The 16,461-nt window shown below is 69.6% G+C and carries 16 protein-coding genes and 1 pseudogene; 4 read left to right on the forward strand and 13 right to left on the reverse strand.

Annotation, left to right across the window (positions count from 1 at the left end; all coding sequences use genetic code 11):
• The first annotated feature begins 75 nt into the window (after window positions 1–75).
• Window positions 76–501 (forward strand): PPOX class F420-dependent oxidoreductase, encoded by a 426-nt coding sequence (locus QA802_RS31900; protein WP_334529922.1) that lies wholly within the window; start codon window positions 76–78, stop codon window positions 499–501.
• A gap of 19 nt (window positions 502–520) precedes the next feature.
• Here QA802_RS31900 and QA802_RS31905 read toward each other — a convergent pair whose 3' ends face one another.
• Window positions 521–1,069 carry a MarR family winged helix-turn-helix transcriptional regulator gene (locus QA802_RS31905; protein WP_334529925.1) on the reverse strand — a complete coding sequence of 183 codons (549 nt, stop codon included), beginning with the start codon at window positions 1,067–1,069 and terminating at the stop codon, window positions 521–523.
• A 7-nt stretch (window positions 1,070–1,076) separates the two neighbouring features.
• Here QA802_RS31905 and QA802_RS31910 point away from each other — a divergent pair, with 7 nt between their 5' ends.
• Window positions 1,077–1,601 carry a CGNR zinc finger domain-containing protein gene (locus tag QA802_RS31910; RefSeq protein ID WP_334529928.1) on the forward strand — a complete coding sequence of 175 codons (525 nt, stop codon included), beginning with the start codon at window positions 1,077–1,079 and terminating at the stop codon, window positions 1,599–1,601.
• A 30-nt stretch (window positions 1,602–1,631) separates the two neighbouring features.
• Here QA802_RS31910 and QA802_RS31915 read toward each other — a convergent pair whose 3' ends face one another.
• From QA802_RS31915 to QA802_RS31935, 5 genes and pseudogenes are all read right to left on the reverse strand, one after another.
• Window positions 1,632–2,549, reverse strand: a complete 918-nt coding sequence (locus tag QA802_RS31915; protein WP_334529931.1) for an AEC family transporter — start codon at window positions 2,547–2,549, stop codon at window positions 1,632–1,634.
• Window positions 2,546–3,334: an aminotransferase class I/II-fold pyridoxal phosphate-dependent enzyme gene (locus QA802_RS31920; RefSeq protein WP_334529935.1), complete on the reverse strand. Its 789-nt coding sequence runs from the start codon at window positions 3,332–3,334 to the stop codon at window positions 2,546–2,548. The genes QA802_RS31915 and QA802_RS31920 overlap by 4 nt, the downstream gene beginning before the upstream one ends.
• Before the next feature lie 140 nt (window positions 3,335–3,474).
• Entirely contained in the window at window positions 3,475–4,125 is a 651-nt protein-coding gene (locus QA802_RS31925) for a hypothetical protein (protein WP_334529938.1), read from the reverse strand.
• A 172-nt stretch (window positions 4,126–4,297) separates the two neighbouring features.
• A pseudogene (locus QA802_RS31930) lies at window positions 4,298–4,795 on the reverse strand (IS701 family transposase); the annotation flags it as partial.
• 143 nt (window positions 4,796–4,938) lie between these two features.
• Window positions 4,939–6,168 (reverse strand): flavin-containing monooxygenase, encoded by a 1,230-nt coding sequence (locus QA802_RS31935; protein WP_334529944.1) that lies wholly within the window; start codon window positions 6,166–6,168, stop codon window positions 4,939–4,941.
• Window positions 6,169–6,504: 336 nt separating this feature from the next.
• On the opposite strand from QA802_RS31935, the gene QA802_RS31940 reads away from it, so the two are divergent.
• Window positions 6,505–7,131, forward strand: a complete 627-nt coding sequence (locus QA802_RS31940; protein WP_443042203.1) for an ABC transporter ATP-binding protein — start codon at window positions 6,505–6,507, stop codon at window positions 7,129–7,131.
• Window positions 7,128–7,919, forward strand: coding sequence for a hypothetical protein (locus QA802_RS31945; RefSeq protein WP_334529950.1), 792 nt, complete (start codon window positions 7,128–7,130; stop codon window positions 7,917–7,919). Before QA802_RS31940 ends, QA802_RS31945 begins: the two co-directional genes overlap by 4 nt.
• A gap of 301 nt (window positions 7,920–8,220) precedes the next feature.
• Here QA802_RS31945 and QA802_RS31950 read toward each other — a convergent pair whose 3' ends face one another.
• The 7 genes from QA802_RS31950 to QA802_RS31980 form a co-directional block, all read right to left on the reverse strand.
• The gene (locus tag QA802_RS31950; protein WP_334529953.1) at window positions 8,221–8,802 is read right to left on the reverse strand and encodes a hypothetical protein; all 582 of its coding nucleotides are present in this window, start codon (window positions 8,800–8,802) and stop codon (window positions 8,221–8,223) included.
• A 369-nt stretch (window positions 8,803–9,171) separates the two neighbouring features.
• A complete protein-coding gene (locus tag QA802_RS31955) occupies window positions 9,172–11,397 on the reverse strand; it encodes a haloacid dehalogenase-like hydrolase (protein ID WP_334529956.1) in 2,226 nt (741 codons plus the stop codon).
• Between the two features lie 185 nt (window positions 11,398–11,582).
• Entirely contained in the window at window positions 11,583–12,482 is a 900-nt protein-coding gene (locus QA802_RS31960; RefSeq protein WP_334529959.1) for an urease accessory protein UreD, read from the reverse strand.
• A complete protein-coding gene (ureG, locus tag QA802_RS31965; protein ID WP_334529961.1) occupies window positions 12,479–13,174 on the reverse strand; it encodes an urease accessory protein UreG in 696 nt (231 codons plus the stop codon). The genes QA802_RS31960 and ureG overlap by 4 nt, the downstream gene beginning before the upstream one ends.
• A gap of 27 nt (window positions 13,175–13,201) precedes the next feature.
• Window positions 13,202–13,876: an urease accessory protein UreF gene (locus QA802_RS31970; RefSeq protein WP_334529963.1), complete on the reverse strand. Its 675-nt coding sequence runs from the start codon at window positions 13,874–13,876 to the stop codon at window positions 13,202–13,204.
• A gap of 106 nt (window positions 13,877–13,982) precedes the next feature.
• On the reverse strand, window positions 13,983–16,025 hold the full coding sequence (locus QA802_RS31975) for an urease subunit alpha (RefSeq protein ID WP_334529965.1): 2,043 nt from the start codon (window positions 16,023–16,025) through the stop codon (window positions 13,983–13,985).
• Window positions 16,022–16,417, reverse strand: a complete 396-nt coding sequence (locus QA802_RS31980) for an urease subunit beta (RefSeq protein WP_334535002.1) — start codon at window positions 16,415–16,417, stop codon at window positions 16,022–16,024. Before QA802_RS31980 ends, QA802_RS31975 begins: the two co-directional genes overlap by 4 nt.
• Window positions 16,418–16,461 lie beyond the last annotated feature (44 nt).

A 16,461-nucleotide genomic window follows, 5' to 3' on the forward strand; every position in this document is an offset into this window, starting at 1 on the left:
GAGGTCGGCCCGGCGTCGGGGCACACGACGGTTCCCCTACTGGCACGGCTTCTCCACCAGCGTGAAAGGGATCGCATGCGGAAGATGACCGACGAGCAGTGGCGGGCGTTCGTCACGCACGGCACCCGCACCGGCAAGCTGTCGACCGTCCGGAGCGACGGCAGCCCGCACGTCACCCCGGTCTGGTTCCTCCTCGACGGCGACGACATTGTGCTCACCACCGAGAAGGACGGCGTCAAGGGCCGCAACCTCGCCCGCGACGGGCGCTTCGCCCTCTGCGTCGACGACGACCGCCCCCCGTACGCGTTCGTCATCCTCCAAGGGCGCGCGGAGACCTCCGCGAACCTCGACGAGATGCTGCACTGGGGCGGCCTCCTCGGCGCCCGCTACATGGGCGAAGACCGCACCCAGGAGTACGCCGCCCGCAACGGCGGCCCCGGCAACCTTCTCGTCCGCGCCCACATCGACAAAGTCATCGCTTTCAACGGCATCGCCGACTGAACGCCCGAGACGCTCTGGCTCACGAGGCCGGCCGGCCGGGCTGCTTCGGCGCCCGCGCGGCCGGCACCGGCGTCCGACCCGCGGCCTTCCGCTCCGCGTCCAGAGCACGCCCGGCCGCCCGCAGCGCACTGAGGACCGCGGTCACCTCCCGCACGGACTCCTCGGGAATCACCGACCCGATCCGCAACTCCAGCTCCTCCTCGAAGACCTTCAGCGCCCCCTCCGCCAGCTTCCGCCCCTCAGGGGTCAGCTCCACGATCGAGGAACGGCGGTCCTTCGGATTGGCCCTCCGCCCACACAGGCCCGCCCCCTCAAGGCGGTCGACGACCTTGCTCGTGCCGCCCACCGTGATCGAGAACTCCTCCGCGATGTCCTGGATCCGCCGCCCGGGCCGCCGCAGCAGCAGGTGCAACACCTCGAACGAGGTCAGCGCCAAGTCGTACTCGGCCCTCAATCGTCCCTCGATGCCGTCCCACAGCTCGATCTCCAGCGAGACCAGCTCCCGGTACAGCAGCTTCAGGTGCTCATTGCAGGCGATCGCGGCGGATATGTAACGGATGTGCTGCAATGGGTGAGTGAAGTTTGAGCATGACAACATGGTCGGTGTCCGCCTGGCTGTGTCGCTGGTGAATCTTGAGGCGGGTGGTTCGTGGCGGGCTGAGGCGTTGGAGCAGGTGCTTGAGCGTCATGCGATTCGGCGTGCTGGTGTGACTGGTTCGGCTGGCGAGGAGATCAGGGTGTGGTCGCGGCGCTTGCGGCCCGTTTTCGAGGCCGTCTCCCAGGACGAGCGGTGCGAGACGCTCAATGCCTTGCTCGCCGACGGTGCCGGAAGGGTCTATCTGACTACGCACGACGGGTTGCGGCCGCATCTGCACTTCGCGCCGGACGGCAAGGACGTGCAGAGCCGTGTGCGGGCCGTGACCGCGGGAGGGCTGGCCATCTTCGCCATGGAGGCGGAGGGCCGGCGGCTGGGGGTGTGCGCGTTGGATTCGTGCCGGACGGCTTTCGCCGACACCAGCCGCAATGGTCGCCGCGCCTACTGCAGTGCTCGCTGCGCCAACACTGATGCGGTCCGCCGCCACCGTATGAAGCGGGGCTGACAGCGGCCGCAGGGTCGAGGGCCCCGGTGGTCAGGTGGGGAGGAGGGCCGTGACGAGCGGGACGGCGGCGATGCCCATGAGGGTCTGTGTTGCGGTGATGCCGGCCATCATCGGTGCGTCCCCGCCGAGCTGTCGGGCCATGATGTACGACGACGATGCCGTGGGCAGGGCCTGGAAGAGCACGGCGACGACCAGTGCCGACGCCCCGAGGCCAAGTGGCTGGGCCAGCAGGAAGGTCACGGCCGGCATAAGGACGAACTTCATGGTCGAGGACGTGAGGATCGGGCCCGTCCATGCGCGTGCCTGGCCAAAGCGCAGGGCGGCGCCGATGCACAGCAGCCCCAGCGGCATCGAAGCCGCTCCCAGCGACTGCAGTGCTGGCTCGATGCCCGGTGGCAGACCCAGGTTCAGGGACTGGAGCAGGCCGCCTGCCACGCAGGCGAGGATGAGCGGGTTGGTCACCAGTTGCCGGGCGATGCCCGTCAGGCTCAGGCGGGCGCCGCCGAACCAGGCGAAGACCAGCACGCACAGCACGTTGACCGTGGGCACGATCGCCGCGTTGCAGACCGCGGCCATGGCCACGCCCTGCGTGCCGTACAGGCCGGAGGCGATGGTCACGCCGATGTAGTTGTTGAATCGGATGCTGCCCTGGAAGACCGAGGTGAAGCCGTCGCCGGGCAGCCGCATCAGGGGCCTCAGGGCGACGACCAGCGCGGCGACCACCACGGTGGAAGCGACCAGGACGGCTGTCAGGGTTCTCACCGGAAGGCCATGGGTGTCCGCCGTCGCGAGGCCGTGCAGGAACAGTGCCGGCAACAGCACCCGGTAACCGAGGCTCTCGGCCCCGGCCCAGAAGCTCTCGCCCTGGATCATCCACCGCTTGACGACAAAGCCGAGCCCGATCAGCAGGACGACCGGTATCAGGGCCTTGAGTGTCAGCGCGGTCACGAGGCGACCTCGTCAAGGACGGCGACGACGGTGCGGCAGCCCGCTTGCAGCGTGGTGATGTCGGTGGCGAAGCAGAGCCGCAGATGGTCCGGCGCGCCGAAGGCGCTGCCCGGCACCGTTGCGCATCCCGCCTCCAGGAGCGCGTCCGCCACCGCGAGATCGTCACCGGTCACAAGGCGCGGGAAGAGGTAGAACGCGCCGTCCGGCGCCACCGTGTCCAGGCGCGGGCTCTGGCACAGGATTGCCAGCGCGGCATCCCGGCGGCGGAGGTAGATCGCCCGCCGCTCCGCCAGGATTCCCTGAGGCAGTTCGGTGATAGCCGCCCGCAGCGCTTGCGGCGTGAGGCGGAAGCCAGACTCGGCCGGGCAGCCGACGACCACCGGCAGCCCGCCGCACAGGCGGATCATGTCGGGGTAGCTCGCCCAGTACGGCACCGGGACGATCACCTCGTCCCCCGGGCGCAGGGTGGCGAAGAACGCGTTGAAGATGACTTGCTTCGCGCCGCATCCCACCGCCACCTGGGCGTCCGCGTACTCCAGTCCGCGATCCCGCTGAACCGCGTGCCGCACGGCTCGGCGCAGTTCGGGCAGGCCGTTGGCGGGGCTGTAGCCCAGCACACGGCCGGCCGCCTCTTGGGCCGCGGCAATGACATGGCCGGGCGGGGCGAAATCCGGCTCACCAAGCGTGAGATCGACGATGTGACGGCCCTGCGCGCGATACTCGGCCGCGCGGCGGGCCATCTCCAGGATGGGCGATCCAGCAGGCGTCCCCAGGCGACCGGTCACCGCGCATCCCTCCCGCAGGGGAACGACAGCTGCGCACGGCGGGGAGGCACCTTGTGCCGCAGGGACAGACGCCCCGGGGCACCGAGTGTCGAAGCAGGCATGCAGACACACTGATGTAACTGTGCGGGGCACTTCAACCATTACATGGCAGGCTCGGGAGCCGTACGAAAGGGCTGGTCACCGCAGCCGTCGAGCCGGCTCGGGCGGCGACCGGCGCGCCTTCGGAAATCCGTACCGCCCGGGCAGCGACTCAGTTGCTCCGGCCCGGGTGCGGCTGGGTCGGCAGCGCCCGGATCGGGGGGTTGGGCTGGGACAGCGAATGGAGCAGTTGCCGGTTTCTCGGGCGTCCCGCGGGTGTCGACTACGGTCTTGGACCTGCCGAGAGCCTTGCGCGTGGCACGGACGAGCTGATGGGGACGGCCCAGCACGTCGGGGACGTCGATGGTCGGTACCGGCGGCGGTTGCGCAGCCTTCTCGGCTTCCTCGTCGACCAACGTGAAGACGCAGTCACCACGCTGCCGTCCGGTCCGGCGCAGCTTGAGCTCTCCCGGTACGTGATCGTGATGGAGCGCGTCGTAGAAGGCCGCCCGCCACCGCCCCCGGGTCTGCGGGCCCGGATCGGGGACGGTGAGCTTCCCGGCAGTCGCGGACTGGAGTCGAGCGATCAGCTCGGCTCCGTCGGCAGGAGCGCGCTCGGCCTGTTCGGCATCACCGGCCAAGCGCTCCTTCTCGGCTCGGACCTCCTTGGGATGCTTGCCGTGTTTGAGGAAGTAGCGGCCGTCCGACGTCACCACTGCGACGTGCCCGCTACCGCGCCAGCGCCGCTTGATCAGCCCACGCTGCTCAAGGGCCCAAGCCGTGTTCGAACTCTTGGGAGCGATGGGCGAGGCTCGTACTGCAACGGTGCTTGTTCTGAGTGCTGGGCAGGTTTCAGGGGCTGTGTCCGCGTCGTTTGCAGTGACTGGCCCGGGCTTGGTGCTGGCGTCGTCGGCGCCATGTCGACCAGTGCAGGATGCGGTCGATCAGAGTGCGTCCACGGCCGGTGGCGTAGGCGAGGAAGACTCCGACCTGGCAGTTCTCCGTGCGGCCCGCGGTGCCGGAATACTGCCGCTGCACTCCTGCCGAGCGGGTGCCCTTCTTCAGGAAGCCCGTGTCGCCGACGATGAGCACCGCCTCCCGGTCACCGAGGTTGTCGACCACGTAGAGGCGCACATCGTCTAGGACCTCGTCGGCGTCCCACTCGATCCGGTTCAACATCCTCTGGATACGGTCCGGGCCGGCATGGCCGGCCTCCTCCGCCAGCGTCCAGCCGTTCTTCCGCTGCAACGGAGCGATCAGGCCCCGCATATAGGCCAGTGCCGACTCCCGCGGCTCCGACCGGCTGAACCGGTGCACAAACCGCCCGTGCACCGCATCCAACTCACTCGCCCACACAGGCACATCAGCAAGGTCCCCACCCATAACCACACCAACGACCGAGCTGGTCAGCAGTCACGGTAGACACCGTTGCAGTACTAGGAACAAGGGACTGTGTCGCCGTAGGCGCGACGCCATCCACTCGCCCTGCGGGGCACGCCGCTGAGGGCCGAGCTTCCGAGGCCCCGTCAACTCGAAGCGTGCCCTCTGTGGAGTGGGTCGGCCGTGCGGCCGCCAACGCGGGGGGAGGGAAGGGGGACTCGCACCGTCTCGCGTCGTAGCGCGTGCGCGATGGCGCGCGCTTCGATGCCGGCCTGACGAAGGACACCCGTGAGGGGATTGGTGTAACCGGTGAAGTACAGACGCGAGGCTTCGGGATGGGTCTGTGCCCCTACGGCGAGGGGTTGCCCGTCCCCGTTGAGTACGCCAAGGGACCCGACCAGGTCGTGCAGGTTGGGCTGGTACCCGGTGGCGGCGATGACCGTGTCGGGTTGCAGTCGGGTGCCGTCGGCCAGTAACACGTCGGGGCCGTCGAACGCCCGGACGGCTGCGACCGGCTCGACCCGCCCGGACCGGACGGCGTCCACGAAGCCGTGGTCGAGCACCGGGTTGACCCCTTCTCGGGCATTGCGGGTGTACAGCCCCGTGCAGGGCCGCGGGAGTCCCCGTGGGGTCAGGTCGGGCACCGCTAGACGTTGCGTGAGCAGGGAGGTGCGGTCGCGCCACGCGAGCGGGAGGATCTCCGTCAGCCGGCCGGCCGCGTGCCATCGGGCGCTGGAGCGGGGCAGGATGTTGGGTGGGGTACGGACTGCGATCCGTACCCGTGCGGCCCCGGCCCCGGCGAGGACGCTCGCGATCTCGGTACCGCTGTTACCGGCGCCGACCACCAGGACGTCCCGCCCGCGGTAGGGGGCCGGAGAGCGGTAGTGGGCCGAGTGGAGCAGCGTGCCGGTGAAGATCGAACGGCCGGGCCATTCCGGGACGTTCGGGGTGTGGCAGCGGCCGGTGGCCACCACGACCGCGCCAGCGGGCACCGGGCCGTCGGGGGTATGGACCAGCCACTGTGCTCCTGAACCCGGCTCGGCCCGTTCGATGCGCTGCACCAGGGTGGTCACCCGGACGTCGAGTCGGTGATGGGCGACGTAGCTCTCCAGGTATCGCACATAGTCGTCCCGGCTCACCCACGGGCCCGCTTGGCGCGGCACCGACAGGCCGGGGAGCCACGAGGTGCCGGGAGTGGTGTGCAGGCGTAGATGGTCATAGCGCTGCGCCCAGCTCGCTCCCACCCGGTCCGATCGTTCCAGGATCACGGCCGGCACCCCGGAGCGGCGCAGCAGCGCGGCGGCCGCCAGGCCGTGGGGGCCCGCTCCGATCACGATCGTGGGAGCGCTGGGGTTTTGCTGCGGTGTCGAGGGCATCGCCTCCTACAACGGCAGACCGCGGCTCGGGTCACGCTCGACGGGGAGGCGCCAAGCCTGTCGAGTGGTGACGACGGCTGCACAACGGAACAGCGGGTGGCTGCCGTTACACCAGCGGTACGGACTCGTTGGACACCGGGCAGCAGCGCGCCGCCTCACGCGGCGGATCGGTCCGCCGAGGGCAAGACCGCCGGGACTGTCCGGGCCGGGCGCGGCTGAGCGGTCATGAGCCGGGCAGGCCAGGGGACATGCGCCTGCACGGCGCCGGCCTCTGCGGCGGCTCTGGGTCGGCTCGCTACACCAGTCTGAATCTTTCGAGGGGCTCATGTGCAGGCAGTGACGACGCGCCATCGGCCACGGCTGCGGATCAGCGGAGTCGGCAAGGCATACGGCGGCAGGCAGATCCTGCGCGATGTGGATCTCGACGTGCCTGCCGGGACGATGGTGGGAGTCGTCGGCGAGAACGGTGCGGGCAAGAGCACTCTGTTGCAGATCGCCGTGGGACATCTTGTGCCCGACCGCGGAACGGTGACAAGGACCGGGGCGGTCGGGTACTGCCCACAACAGGCCGTACTGAACGATGCGTTCACCGTCGGACAGCATCTGCGGTTGTTCCAGATGGCCTACCGGCTGCCGACGCTGGCGCGCGCCGGCGAGCTGATGGAGCTGCTGGCGCTGACCGGTTGCCGGCGTCAGCAGGTCGGCGAACTCAGTGGCGGAACGCGGCAGAAGCTGAACCTCCTGATCGCTCTCATGCACGATCCGCAGTTGCTGGTCCTGGACGAGCCCTACCAGGGTTTCGACTGGGACACTCATCAGCGGTTCTGGGCCCTGGCCGCCGATCTGCGTGATCAGGGCCGGTCGATCATCGTGGTTTCGCACCTGCTGCACGACCTGCACCACTTCGACGCGATCGCTCATCTGCGCCAGGGGCGTCTGCACTACGAGGAGACCGACCGTTGAGGCTCTCCTGGACGGCATTCACCGAACTGCTGCGCTGCACTCTTCGGGGCCACCTGCGCAACCGGCTGGCCCTGGTTCTGGCGGTCGCGTTCATCCCCATCTGGATTTTCGTGGCGCGCTTGTGCACCTCCGACCAAGTGGTGCGTATCCGGCTGGACGCCATCAGCGGCCACGTCTCCGCTCCGGCCGGCCAGGTGGGCCAGGTGGCCAGCGCGCTGGGCGCCATCACCATGGTCGCCGGCTTCATCGCCTTCACCGAGACCTTCCAATCGCGGGAGATGGACCGCCGTCTGCTGCTGGCCGGGTACCCCCGGCTGCCGATGCTGCTGGCCAAACTCGCTGCCGTCGCCCTCACCGCCGCCCTGCTGGCCCTCTACACCACGATCCTGCTGTGGATCTCCCTGCCCGTACGCCACACAGCACCCCTGGCGCTGGCCCTTGTGGGTGCCGGCCTCGCCTACGGCGGCATCGGCCTTCTGCTCGGTTCTCTGGTCCGCGGCGAGCTGGAGGGCTTCTTCCTCATCATCATGCTCAGCCTGGTCGACACCGGACTGCAGAACCCCGTGTTCAACACACTCATGGATGTGGCAGGCGTGGCCGCGCTTCCTCTGTACGGCGTGAACCAGCTGGCGCTGAGCTCAGCCCTCACCCCGCACATCCCCTGGTCCCACGGCCTGCTCTCCCTCACCTGGTCCGCAGCGACCGGCGCCCTGGCGCTGCTCGTCCTCCACACGCACCGCCCTTCCCGCTCCCCGTGGTTCCGCAGGACGAGAGCCCATGCAGGGTGATCACGGTGCGGATGGTCCTGCGGGACTCTGCTTGGCCCGAGGACTGTCCAATCAGCGGTGTGAGCAGGGTTGCCGGTGGCGGCGTCGGTGTCGCTTGGGCGGACCTGGGCCAGCGGGGAGTCGCAGAAGGAGCCCAGGGAGCGGTGCCTCGACGTCGACCAGCACGGTGCCGTAGGTGCCGCCCTTGCGGATCCCTGTGCCCCCGCAGCTCGGCGCCGAGGGGCACCAGGTGCAGGGGCACTCCCTCCCCGCTGACGCCCCGCCCCGGGCGGTGTGAGCCCGGGGCGGGGCGTCGGGCTGGTCAGGCAGGAGCCTTGTGGATCTTCCAGTCGGCGACGGCGGAGTTGCTGCGGTTGTAGTAGCCGTTGGTGCACACGTCGTACTTGCCGCCCGAGGCGGTGCTGTTGTGGTTGGTCTCCAGGAAGCCGCCGTTGTCGTCGTAGACGTTGAACAGGTGGACGGTGTCGCCGACGCGGACGCTCTGGTCGAGAGGGCTGGAGGTCTGGGCGAAGATCCGCCAGCGGCCGGTGCCTTCCGCCCGGTCCCTGTCCTGGGAGGTGGAGACGTCGTACTTGGCGCCGGCGTTCTTCTGGTCGGTGGTGGCGTGGTTGTTGGTGTCGAGGTAGCCGCCGTCGCCGCCGTAGAGGTTGCGCAGGTAGATCAGGTCACCGGTGACGACCGCGGCGCCGGCGGCCTTCCCGGAGGCGGAGAGCACCTCCCAGGTGCCCGTGCCCGTGCCACGGTTGGGGGTGTCCGTGGTGGAGACCTCGTACTTGGCCCCGCTGTTGCTGGCGTGGCCGTTGGTGTCGAGGTAGCCGCCCTGCCAGTTGTTGTAGCCGTTCTGCAGATGGATACGGTCGCCGTACTTGAGCTCGTTCGACACGCGTGTCCCTTCACCTGCTGGAGATCCTGTCCCGCCTGGGCCACCGGGGCGCCCATCCCCGCTGACCGTGCCGGGCGTTCAAGCCCTCGGCACCGCCCCAGGACAGCGCAGGCCGCCGCGCGGCGGTAGGCGACGGGGAAGCAGACACGTCATTCCACGTTGACGCGTTTATCCAGCGGGCCAGTGTCACCGCATGGGGCTGACGCGCGGTGCAAAAGCGGCGGAAACGGTTCCTCTGTAACCTGGAGGCCAGGCAGAACGGCGGAAAAGGGGTGCCTGTCCCTCCCCGATGGCCACCCTCAGGAGTGGACTGTCGGAGAGCCGTGTTGACGTTCTCCCTGGTGTCGGTCCAGGCCCCGTTGTGCCGGCTCAGGCGTAGTGGGTGAGGGCGAGGAGGACGAAGATGTCGGTGAGGACGGGGATGGTGTAGCGCAGGGGGCGGGGGGCTGCCTGGTCGGAGACGGAGGTGTAGCCGCCGTCGGGGTCTTGCCGGCTGAGCAGGTAGTGCAGGCCCGTCTGAACGGTGGGGTGGGTGCGGTGGGTGGGGGCAAGCGCGGTGAGGGTGTAGGCGGTGCTCATCGGGTCGCTGGCCTCGCCGGGGGTCCGGCCCCAGCCGCCGTCCGGGTTGGGGGTGACGAGCAGGCGCTGGTGGATGGAGTCGATGGCCGGCACAAGGCGCCCACGATGGCCTGCGGGGTTGTGCTGGTGGGCGAGGGTGAGGGCGTTCAGGGCGCGGAGCATGGCGTTGGCTTCGCTCAGGCTCCAGCTGCGTTCGAACGTGCCGTCGGGTTTCTGCGTGTCGAGGAGGTAGCGGGTTGCGCGTTCCAGCAGGTGGGTGTGGGCGAAGTGGTAGGGCTGCAGGGCGGTGATGGTGTTGGCGGTCATGGTCGGCTCGGAGGGCTGGCCAGGCCGGTAGGTGGGTACCCCGCCGTCCTCACCCAGGTGCCTGGTCAGGTTCTGCCGGGCGGCGTGAAGAGGGGCCTGGTATCGCTCGGGATCGAGGGTGTGCAGGAAGGCCAGGACGTGGGCGGTGCTGTCGGTGTCGGTCTGGACGACGTCCTGGGCGTAGGCGAAGCCGCCATTGCCGGCCTGCTGGGCTGTCAGGTAGTCGCCCATCGCGTACAGCACGTGCCGGTCGGCGCCGGCGCGGGCCAGGGCGAGGCCGGCGGTGGCGGTGGAGAAGGTCTCCTCGCTGGTGATGAAGGGCATGCCGCCGTCGTCGCGGACGGCTCTGGCCAGCGCGGTGATGCCGTCGTCGATGACCCGGTGGCCGGGCGCCGTCCGCTGCAGCGACAGCAGCGCGAACAGGTGCGCGAACACGTTTCCTTCGATGATCCCGCGGGCCTGGCCGCGTTCGGTCATCTTCAGCAGACGGGTGGTGAGTTCCGGGGCGACGGGGTCGGGCACGTGCAGGTGGTGGAGGGCGATCTGCCGCAGGCGGGTCCAGGTGGCCTCGTTGTGGTGCTCGAACGCGTGGGAGGGGGCGTCGACGTGGAAGGGTTCGGGTCCCACGACGGCGAGGATCGCCTCCAGGGCGAGCTTCTTTCGGTCGGAGGAGTGCTGGGCGGCGCCGGCAAAGGTCTCCTCGATCAGCCGATGCCGGTCCGCCGGCGCGATGCCGTGCAGGGTGGCGTCGATGACCGACGTGTCGAAGGCGTCGGCGGCCGTGCGGCTGCGCGACAGGTAGGTGTGCAGCCGGCTCTGCACCCCGGGCAGGGTCTTCGCCCGGCGCAGCAGGGTCAGCATCAGGGCCGACTCGGTGACCCGGCTGCGGCATTCGCCCGTGACGGCTCCCTGTCCGCCCACCTGGTCCAGCAGCCGCTCGGTCAGCCGCCGGACCGCACTGGCCACCGACGTCGCCGGCGCTGTGGGGCGAGTCGACGGCAGATCGCGGGCCGGGCGCGGCGGGGGCACGGGCAGGGCGGCTTGGTCGCGCAGGTGAGTGAGCAGGCTGGTGCGGTCACACACGGGCCAGGAGCGGTGGCGGGCCAGCAGCCTGAGCGCGGGCGTCGGCTCGAAGACCACTGGTCGGCCGACCTGGCTCAGCGACGATACGTCCCCCAGCGAGTTGCCCACCGCCAGTGAACCCGGCCAGTCGATGCGCTCCTCGCCCACCAGATCCTGAGCGGCCGCGTCCTTCCCGCCGCAGACCGTGGCGGCCACGCGTCCGGTGTACAGCCCGTCAGCCGTATCGAGCCGGGTGCCGCGGAAGAGGGGCACGCCCAGCTCACCGGCAAGATGGGCCACCATCTCCTGCGGGCCGCCCGAGATCAGCACCGGCACACAGCCGGCCTCCTTCAACGCCGTGATCAGCGGCCTGGTGAAGTCGAACAGCCGCTCGCGTTGCCGCTGCCACAGATCGGCCATCGTCGTCGACACCGCCCGGCACGGCACATCGGTCAGCATCGCGGCGAACAACTCGTGCAACCGCGCCGCCGCCTGCACATCCTCCGCATCCGAATCGGTCTGCGCACGGCGCAGCCGCGCCAGCCGGTCCCGGGGAACGAGCCCCGCCTCGGCCAGCATTCCCGGCAGTGGGCCGGCCAGCGTGCCGGCGATCAAAGTCCCGTCCACATCCAGCACCGCGATACGCATGCCCCGACCCTCGCGGGTCCGCCACCGCATCAACGCCGATTCCCCGGCCTGTCACCCGATGGAAGACAGCGCCGTCCGCGCTGCCCCAGAGCAGCGGCCGCTCCCAAATCGGACACCTGCCCGCACGCGTACTCCACCACCTGGGCGGTAAGCGGCGGCGAGTGGCCATGAACGGTCCTCTGGTCTCACCACTGTGGGCCGTCGCACGCCGGGGCGGCGGCCTGTCCGCATGAGCGGGCGAGCGCGTGTGCGTATGCCTCGTCGAGCAGTTTCCGCAGTGTGGAGGTGGTGGGTGCGATGGCGGTGGCGAGCAGTGCCGGACCGCCTGCCAGCGGTGCCAGGACGGCACACCCGTCCTTGGTGCCTTCGCCGAGCAGTATCGGGTCTTGTCGGTGGTCGAGGCGTGGGGCCACGATGAGGAGTTGGCCGACGGCGCGGTGTCCGTTGAGGACGGCCGGGCCGTCCCAGCCGGGTTCGGGGGCCCCGTATGCCGTGTGCTCGTCGAGTAGCGGGCGTCCGGCGCGGTGGACAAGGATCCGGCTGACGAGGTGGCCTGGTTCTTCGCCGGCCCGACCCAGGAGTTGCTCTTCTCGCAGTGTCAGTCGTGCGGTGGCGGCGAGTTCGACGGTGTACGTCTGGTGCAGGTTGCTGCTGGTGGCACTGATCAGCGGCTGCGGCAGCCAGCGCAGGCTGGCGTGCTCTCCTACGGTGAGCCGGACGTCGTAGGTGGCCGCTGAGGCGGTGGGGCCGCGCAGGGCGAGTGTGGCGGCGGCTGTGGTGACCTCCAGTTCGGCCCGGTCCTCGGCGGTGATGTCGAGGGTGAGCCGGTCGCCGCCCAACGGTGCGCTCATCGCGCCGATGATCCCTACCTTGGCGGCGCTGCCGGCGGTGCGCAGGCGCCGCAGGTGGAAGGGGCCGTCGCTGTGCAGTTGCGGGAGAGTGGTGACGCGTCCGTTGTACGCGGCGCGGATCCGGGCCGTGGCGCGTACGCCGTCCGGGTGTCCGGCGGGCTCCCGGGCACCGACTGAGGGGGTGTCGGGGCCGGAGATGGTTCGGGCGGTGCCAACTTGCGAGAAGGGGTTCATGCGGTTGCCCCGGCGCGCCACTGGGTGAGGTGGCCGGTGACCCAGTCGGCGACCTCGCGGATGCCGTCGTCGCAGGTGAGGCTGGTGAAGATGACGGGCAGGTCGCCGCGCTGTCGTTTCGCGTCGATGGCCATGGTGTCCAGGTCGGCGCCGACGTGCGGGGCGAGGTCGGTCTTGTTGATGACGAGGAGGTCGGCGGTGGTGATGCCGGGGCCGCCCTTGCGGGGGATGTCGTCGCCGCTGGCCACGTCGATGACGAAGATCTGCACGTCGACGAGGCCTTTGGAGAAGGTGGCGGTCAGGTTGTCGCCACCGGACTCGATGAGCACGAGGTCGAGGGGGTGGAGGGTTGCTTCGAGGTGTTCGACGGCTTCCAGGTTGGCGGAGATGTCGTCGCGGATCGCGGTGTGGGGGCAGGCGCCGGTCTCGACGGCGGTGATGCGCTCGGGCGGCAGGACGGCTTCGCGCCGCAGGTACTCGGCGTCCTCGCGGGTGTAGATGTCGTTGGTGACGACGGCGATGGGCCAGCGGTCGCGCAGGGTGCGGCAGAGCGCGGCGACGGTCGCGGTCTTGCCGGAGCCGACCGGGCCGCCCAGGCCGACGCGCAGCGCGCGGCGGCTGCCGTCGGCGCGGAGCGGCTCGGCGCTGTGGGTGTGGCGCTGCGGCATGGTCCCGGGGTGGTCGAGGTGCACAAGAACTCCAGGTGGGAAGGGGCGGTTTCAGGAGGCGAAGAGCCGGACGGTCCAGGCGGCGTGCTGTTCACCGGTGATGTCCAGCAGCGGCGAGGACGCCGACGGCAGGGCGTCGATGCCCTCGGCCGTGACGCGGTCTGCGGCTTGGGCGGCAGCTGTGGCGACGGCGTCGGTGTCAGAGCTGAGGCGGGCCAGCAGCCCTGAGGCGTCGAGCGGGTCGAGGCTGAGCAGGCGCACTGCCGCGGTGGCCGGGCCGCCGGCGTTCTCGTACGCGGCGGCATAGGCGGCGTCGAGCGGGGTGAGCCCGGCGGCCCGGGCGGCCAGGCCCAGCACGATGGGCTGGTGGGCGCCCTGGGGACGCGCGGCGGCCAGCAGTTCCAGCTCTTCGGACGGGAAGGTGGCACGGGCCGCGCGCATCATCTGCCGGCCGAGCCGACGGGCGACGGCACGCAGCGCTGGGACGGGAGTGCGCGCGTCAGCGGCGTCGTCCAGCAGCAGCGGGTCGACTCCGGCGGCGGCTGCGGCGGCCAGCCCGGCCGCCGTCAGACCGGTGGTGTGCAGACGTCCGCGACAGAACGCCTCCAAACTGTGGGTGTCGTGTACGGCTCCGTGGGCGACGGCGGCTTCGACGCCGCCGGAGTGGGCGTGCCCGCCGGCGGGGAAGCGGCCGTCGGCCAGGAGGAGCAGGGCTGCGCGGCTCATGGGTGAGCGGCTGACCTTTCGCAGGGTCGGATGGTGAGCCGGTGGCCCGGGCTGGCACATCGAGCCCGCCCAAGCCACCGACCAGAGGGGCCGGGCAGGCGGCCGTTCAGAAGAGGAAGTAACGCTGTGCCAGGGGGACTTCAGTGACGTAGGAGCGTGGCACGGTTGCCCCGTTGAGTTCGGTGCGGGCGTCACTCGTCGTCGCGCCGCCGATGGTGACCTCGAAACTGTTGTGGTCGACTTCGAGACTGTCGGGAATGGTGTCGTTCAATTTCATGTCGGCCTTCGTGACGTGCCGGGTGCTTGTGATGTCCACGAAGCCCTTGTCGAGACCGAGACCCGGATTACCGCTGGTGCCGTCTCCGTTCAAGTTGGCGGCCACACCCGGAGCCACGAAGATCACCGAGTTGCGTCCAGGGGAGTGGCCGGTGGAGCCCCAGACCGGACGCGGCAGGTACGGCTGCGGCGTGGTGATCGACGCGTTGGCGTCGCCGACCTGCGCGTACGCGAGCTGGCCGCCCTTGAGGAGCATGTGCGGTTTGACGCCGAAGAACTTCGGCTCCCACAGCACCAGGTCGGCGAGCTTCCCGGTCTCCACTGAGCCGGCGTGGCGGTCGATGCCGTGAGTGATCGCCGGGTTGATCGTGTACTTGGCGACGTACCGGCGGGCGCGGAAGTTGTCGTTCGGCTGCAGTTGCTGGTCGTTGAAGGAGTGGTCTGTGTCGTCGGTGATCGTGCGGACCCTCGCGGCTTCGAGGTCTTCCTTCAGTGCCCCGTAGCGGCTCTTCATGACGTGGGCGGTCTGCCAGGTACGCATGATCATCTCTCCGATGCGGCCCATCGCCTGGGCGTCGGAGGACATCATCGAGATGGCGCCCATGTCGTGGAGGAGGTCCTCCGCGGCCATGGTGGACGGCCGGATCCGGGAGTCGGCGAAGGCCATGTCTGCCGGGATCTCCGGGTTGAGGTGATGGCACACGATCATCATGTCGACGTGCTCCTTGACGGTGTTGACCGTCAGCGGACGCGTCGGGTTGGTCGAGGCGGGCAGGACGTTCGGGTCCTTGACCAGCTCGATCATGTCGGGCGCGTGACCGCCGCCGGCGCCCTCGACATGGAAGATGTGGATGCAGCGTGCCTTCTTCGCCGTGAACTTCCCCTCTGCGTCCCTGGCGTCGCCGGTGAACGCTGCGCGTGTGCTCTCCAGGAACCCTGACTCGTTCAGTGAGTCGGCGTGCAGGGCAAGCTGGACGCCGCGCTCTTCGCAGACGTCCAGGGCCCGGTCGATCACCGCAGGCGTGGCGCCCCAGTCCTCGTGGACCTTGAACCCGCAGACACCGGCGTCCACCTGCGCGTTGAGTTCGTGCTTGTTCATCGTGCTGCCCTTGCCGAGCAGGCCGATGTTGACCGGGAACTCGTCCAGCGCCTCGAAGAGCCGCCTGATGTGCCATGCACCCGGTGTCACGGTGGTGGCCGTACTTCCCTCGGCCGGTCCCGTGCCGCCGCCGATCAGCGTGGTCACGCCCGAGGCCAGAGCCTCGTGGATCTCCTCGGGGCAGATGAAGTGGACATGGGTGTCCACGCCACCCGCGGTGAGGATCCGCCCGTTGCCGGAGATGACCTCGGTGCTCGGCCCGACCACGAAACTCACCGGCGTCACCGGAACCGCATTGCCGACAGTCGTACGGTTCGGCATCTCGAACCGGTTGCTCGGAATCGGATCCATCGTCTCGGGGTTGTACGCCTTGCCGAGGGCCGCGATCCGGCCGTCGAGGATGCCGATGTCGGCCTTGACCACGCCCCACCAGTCGAGGATCAGCGCGCCGGTGATGACGGTGTCCACGGGCCTGTGGTCCGTGGCGTCGCCTTTGCTGTTCCTCCCGTCCCTGGCCAGGTGTGACATCCCCATCGACTCGCGGATCACCTTGCCGCCGCCGAAGATCATCTCGTTGCCGCTGTACGAAGGGCCGCCGCTCCAGTCGGCGTCGATCTCCAACGTCAGGTCGGTGTCGGCTAGCCGGACCCTGTCCCGCGTCGTCGGCCCGTACAGTGCGGTGTAATCCGTCCGCGTCAGCTCGTTGCTCGGCTTCGGTCGGGCCTTTTCAGGCTTCGGCGCCTGGCCGCGGCCTCGTTCCTGTGGATTGCTCATCGGACGATCCCTTCGCGCAATCCCTGGATCCTGGTGAGGTCGCTGGTATTGCCGCCGTCGGCCGTGACATCACCCTGGATCTGCACGAGTTCCACGCAGCACTCGTCGCCCGGTTCGAAACGCACGGACGTGCCCGCGGCGATGTTGAGCCGCCGGCCCCTCGCCGCGTCGCAGTTCCAGAGACTGCGGTCCTGGGGGACTGTCTGACCGGCGGGGACCTCGACGCCGACGACCTTCAGACCTGGGTTGACCTCGGCGAAGTGATAGTGGGAGCCGACTTGAACGGGACGGTCCGACTCGTTCTTCACCTTGATCTTCGTCTTGCCCGGCCCCGGCAGCGTGGTGGCGTCCGTCTGCAGGCTGACGCCCTGCGTGTCCCCGTCGAGATGCACGTTGAAGTAGATCGCGTCGTACCGGGAGATTGTGTCGTCGTCCT

The sequence above is a fragment of the Streptomyces sp. B21-105 genome (assembly GCF_036898465.1).
Taxonomy (GTDB): domain Bacteria; phylum Actinomycetota; class Actinomycetes; order Streptomycetales; family Streptomycetaceae; genus Streptomyces.

Excerpts from the sequence above, each read along its gene's own strand:
- QA802_RS31900 (WP_334529922.1), top strand. The coding sequence starts at position 76 with ATGCGGAAGATGACCGACGAGCAGTGGCGGGCGTTCGTCACGCACGGC.
- QA802_RS31935 (WP_334529944.1), bottom strand. The coding sequence starts at position 6,168 with ATGCCCTCGACACCGCAGCAAAACCCCAGCGCTCCCACGATCGTGATC.
- QA802_RS31955 (WP_334529956.1), bottom strand. The coding sequence starts at position 11,397 with ATGCGTATCGCGGTGCTGGATGTGGACGGGACTTTGATCGCCGGCACG.
- QA802_RS31960 (WP_334529959.1), bottom strand. The coding sequence starts at position 12,482 with ATGAACCCCTTCTCGCAAGTTGGCACCGCCCGAACCATCTCCGGCCCC.
- QA802_RS31970 (WP_334529963.1), bottom strand. The coding sequence starts at position 13,876 with ATGAGCCGCGCAGCCCTGCTCCTCCTGGCCGACGGCCGCTTCCCCGCC.
- QA802_RS31975 (WP_334529965.1), bottom strand. The coding sequence starts at position 16,025 with ATGAGCAATCCACAGGAACGAGGCCGCGGCCAGGCGCCGAAGCCTGAA.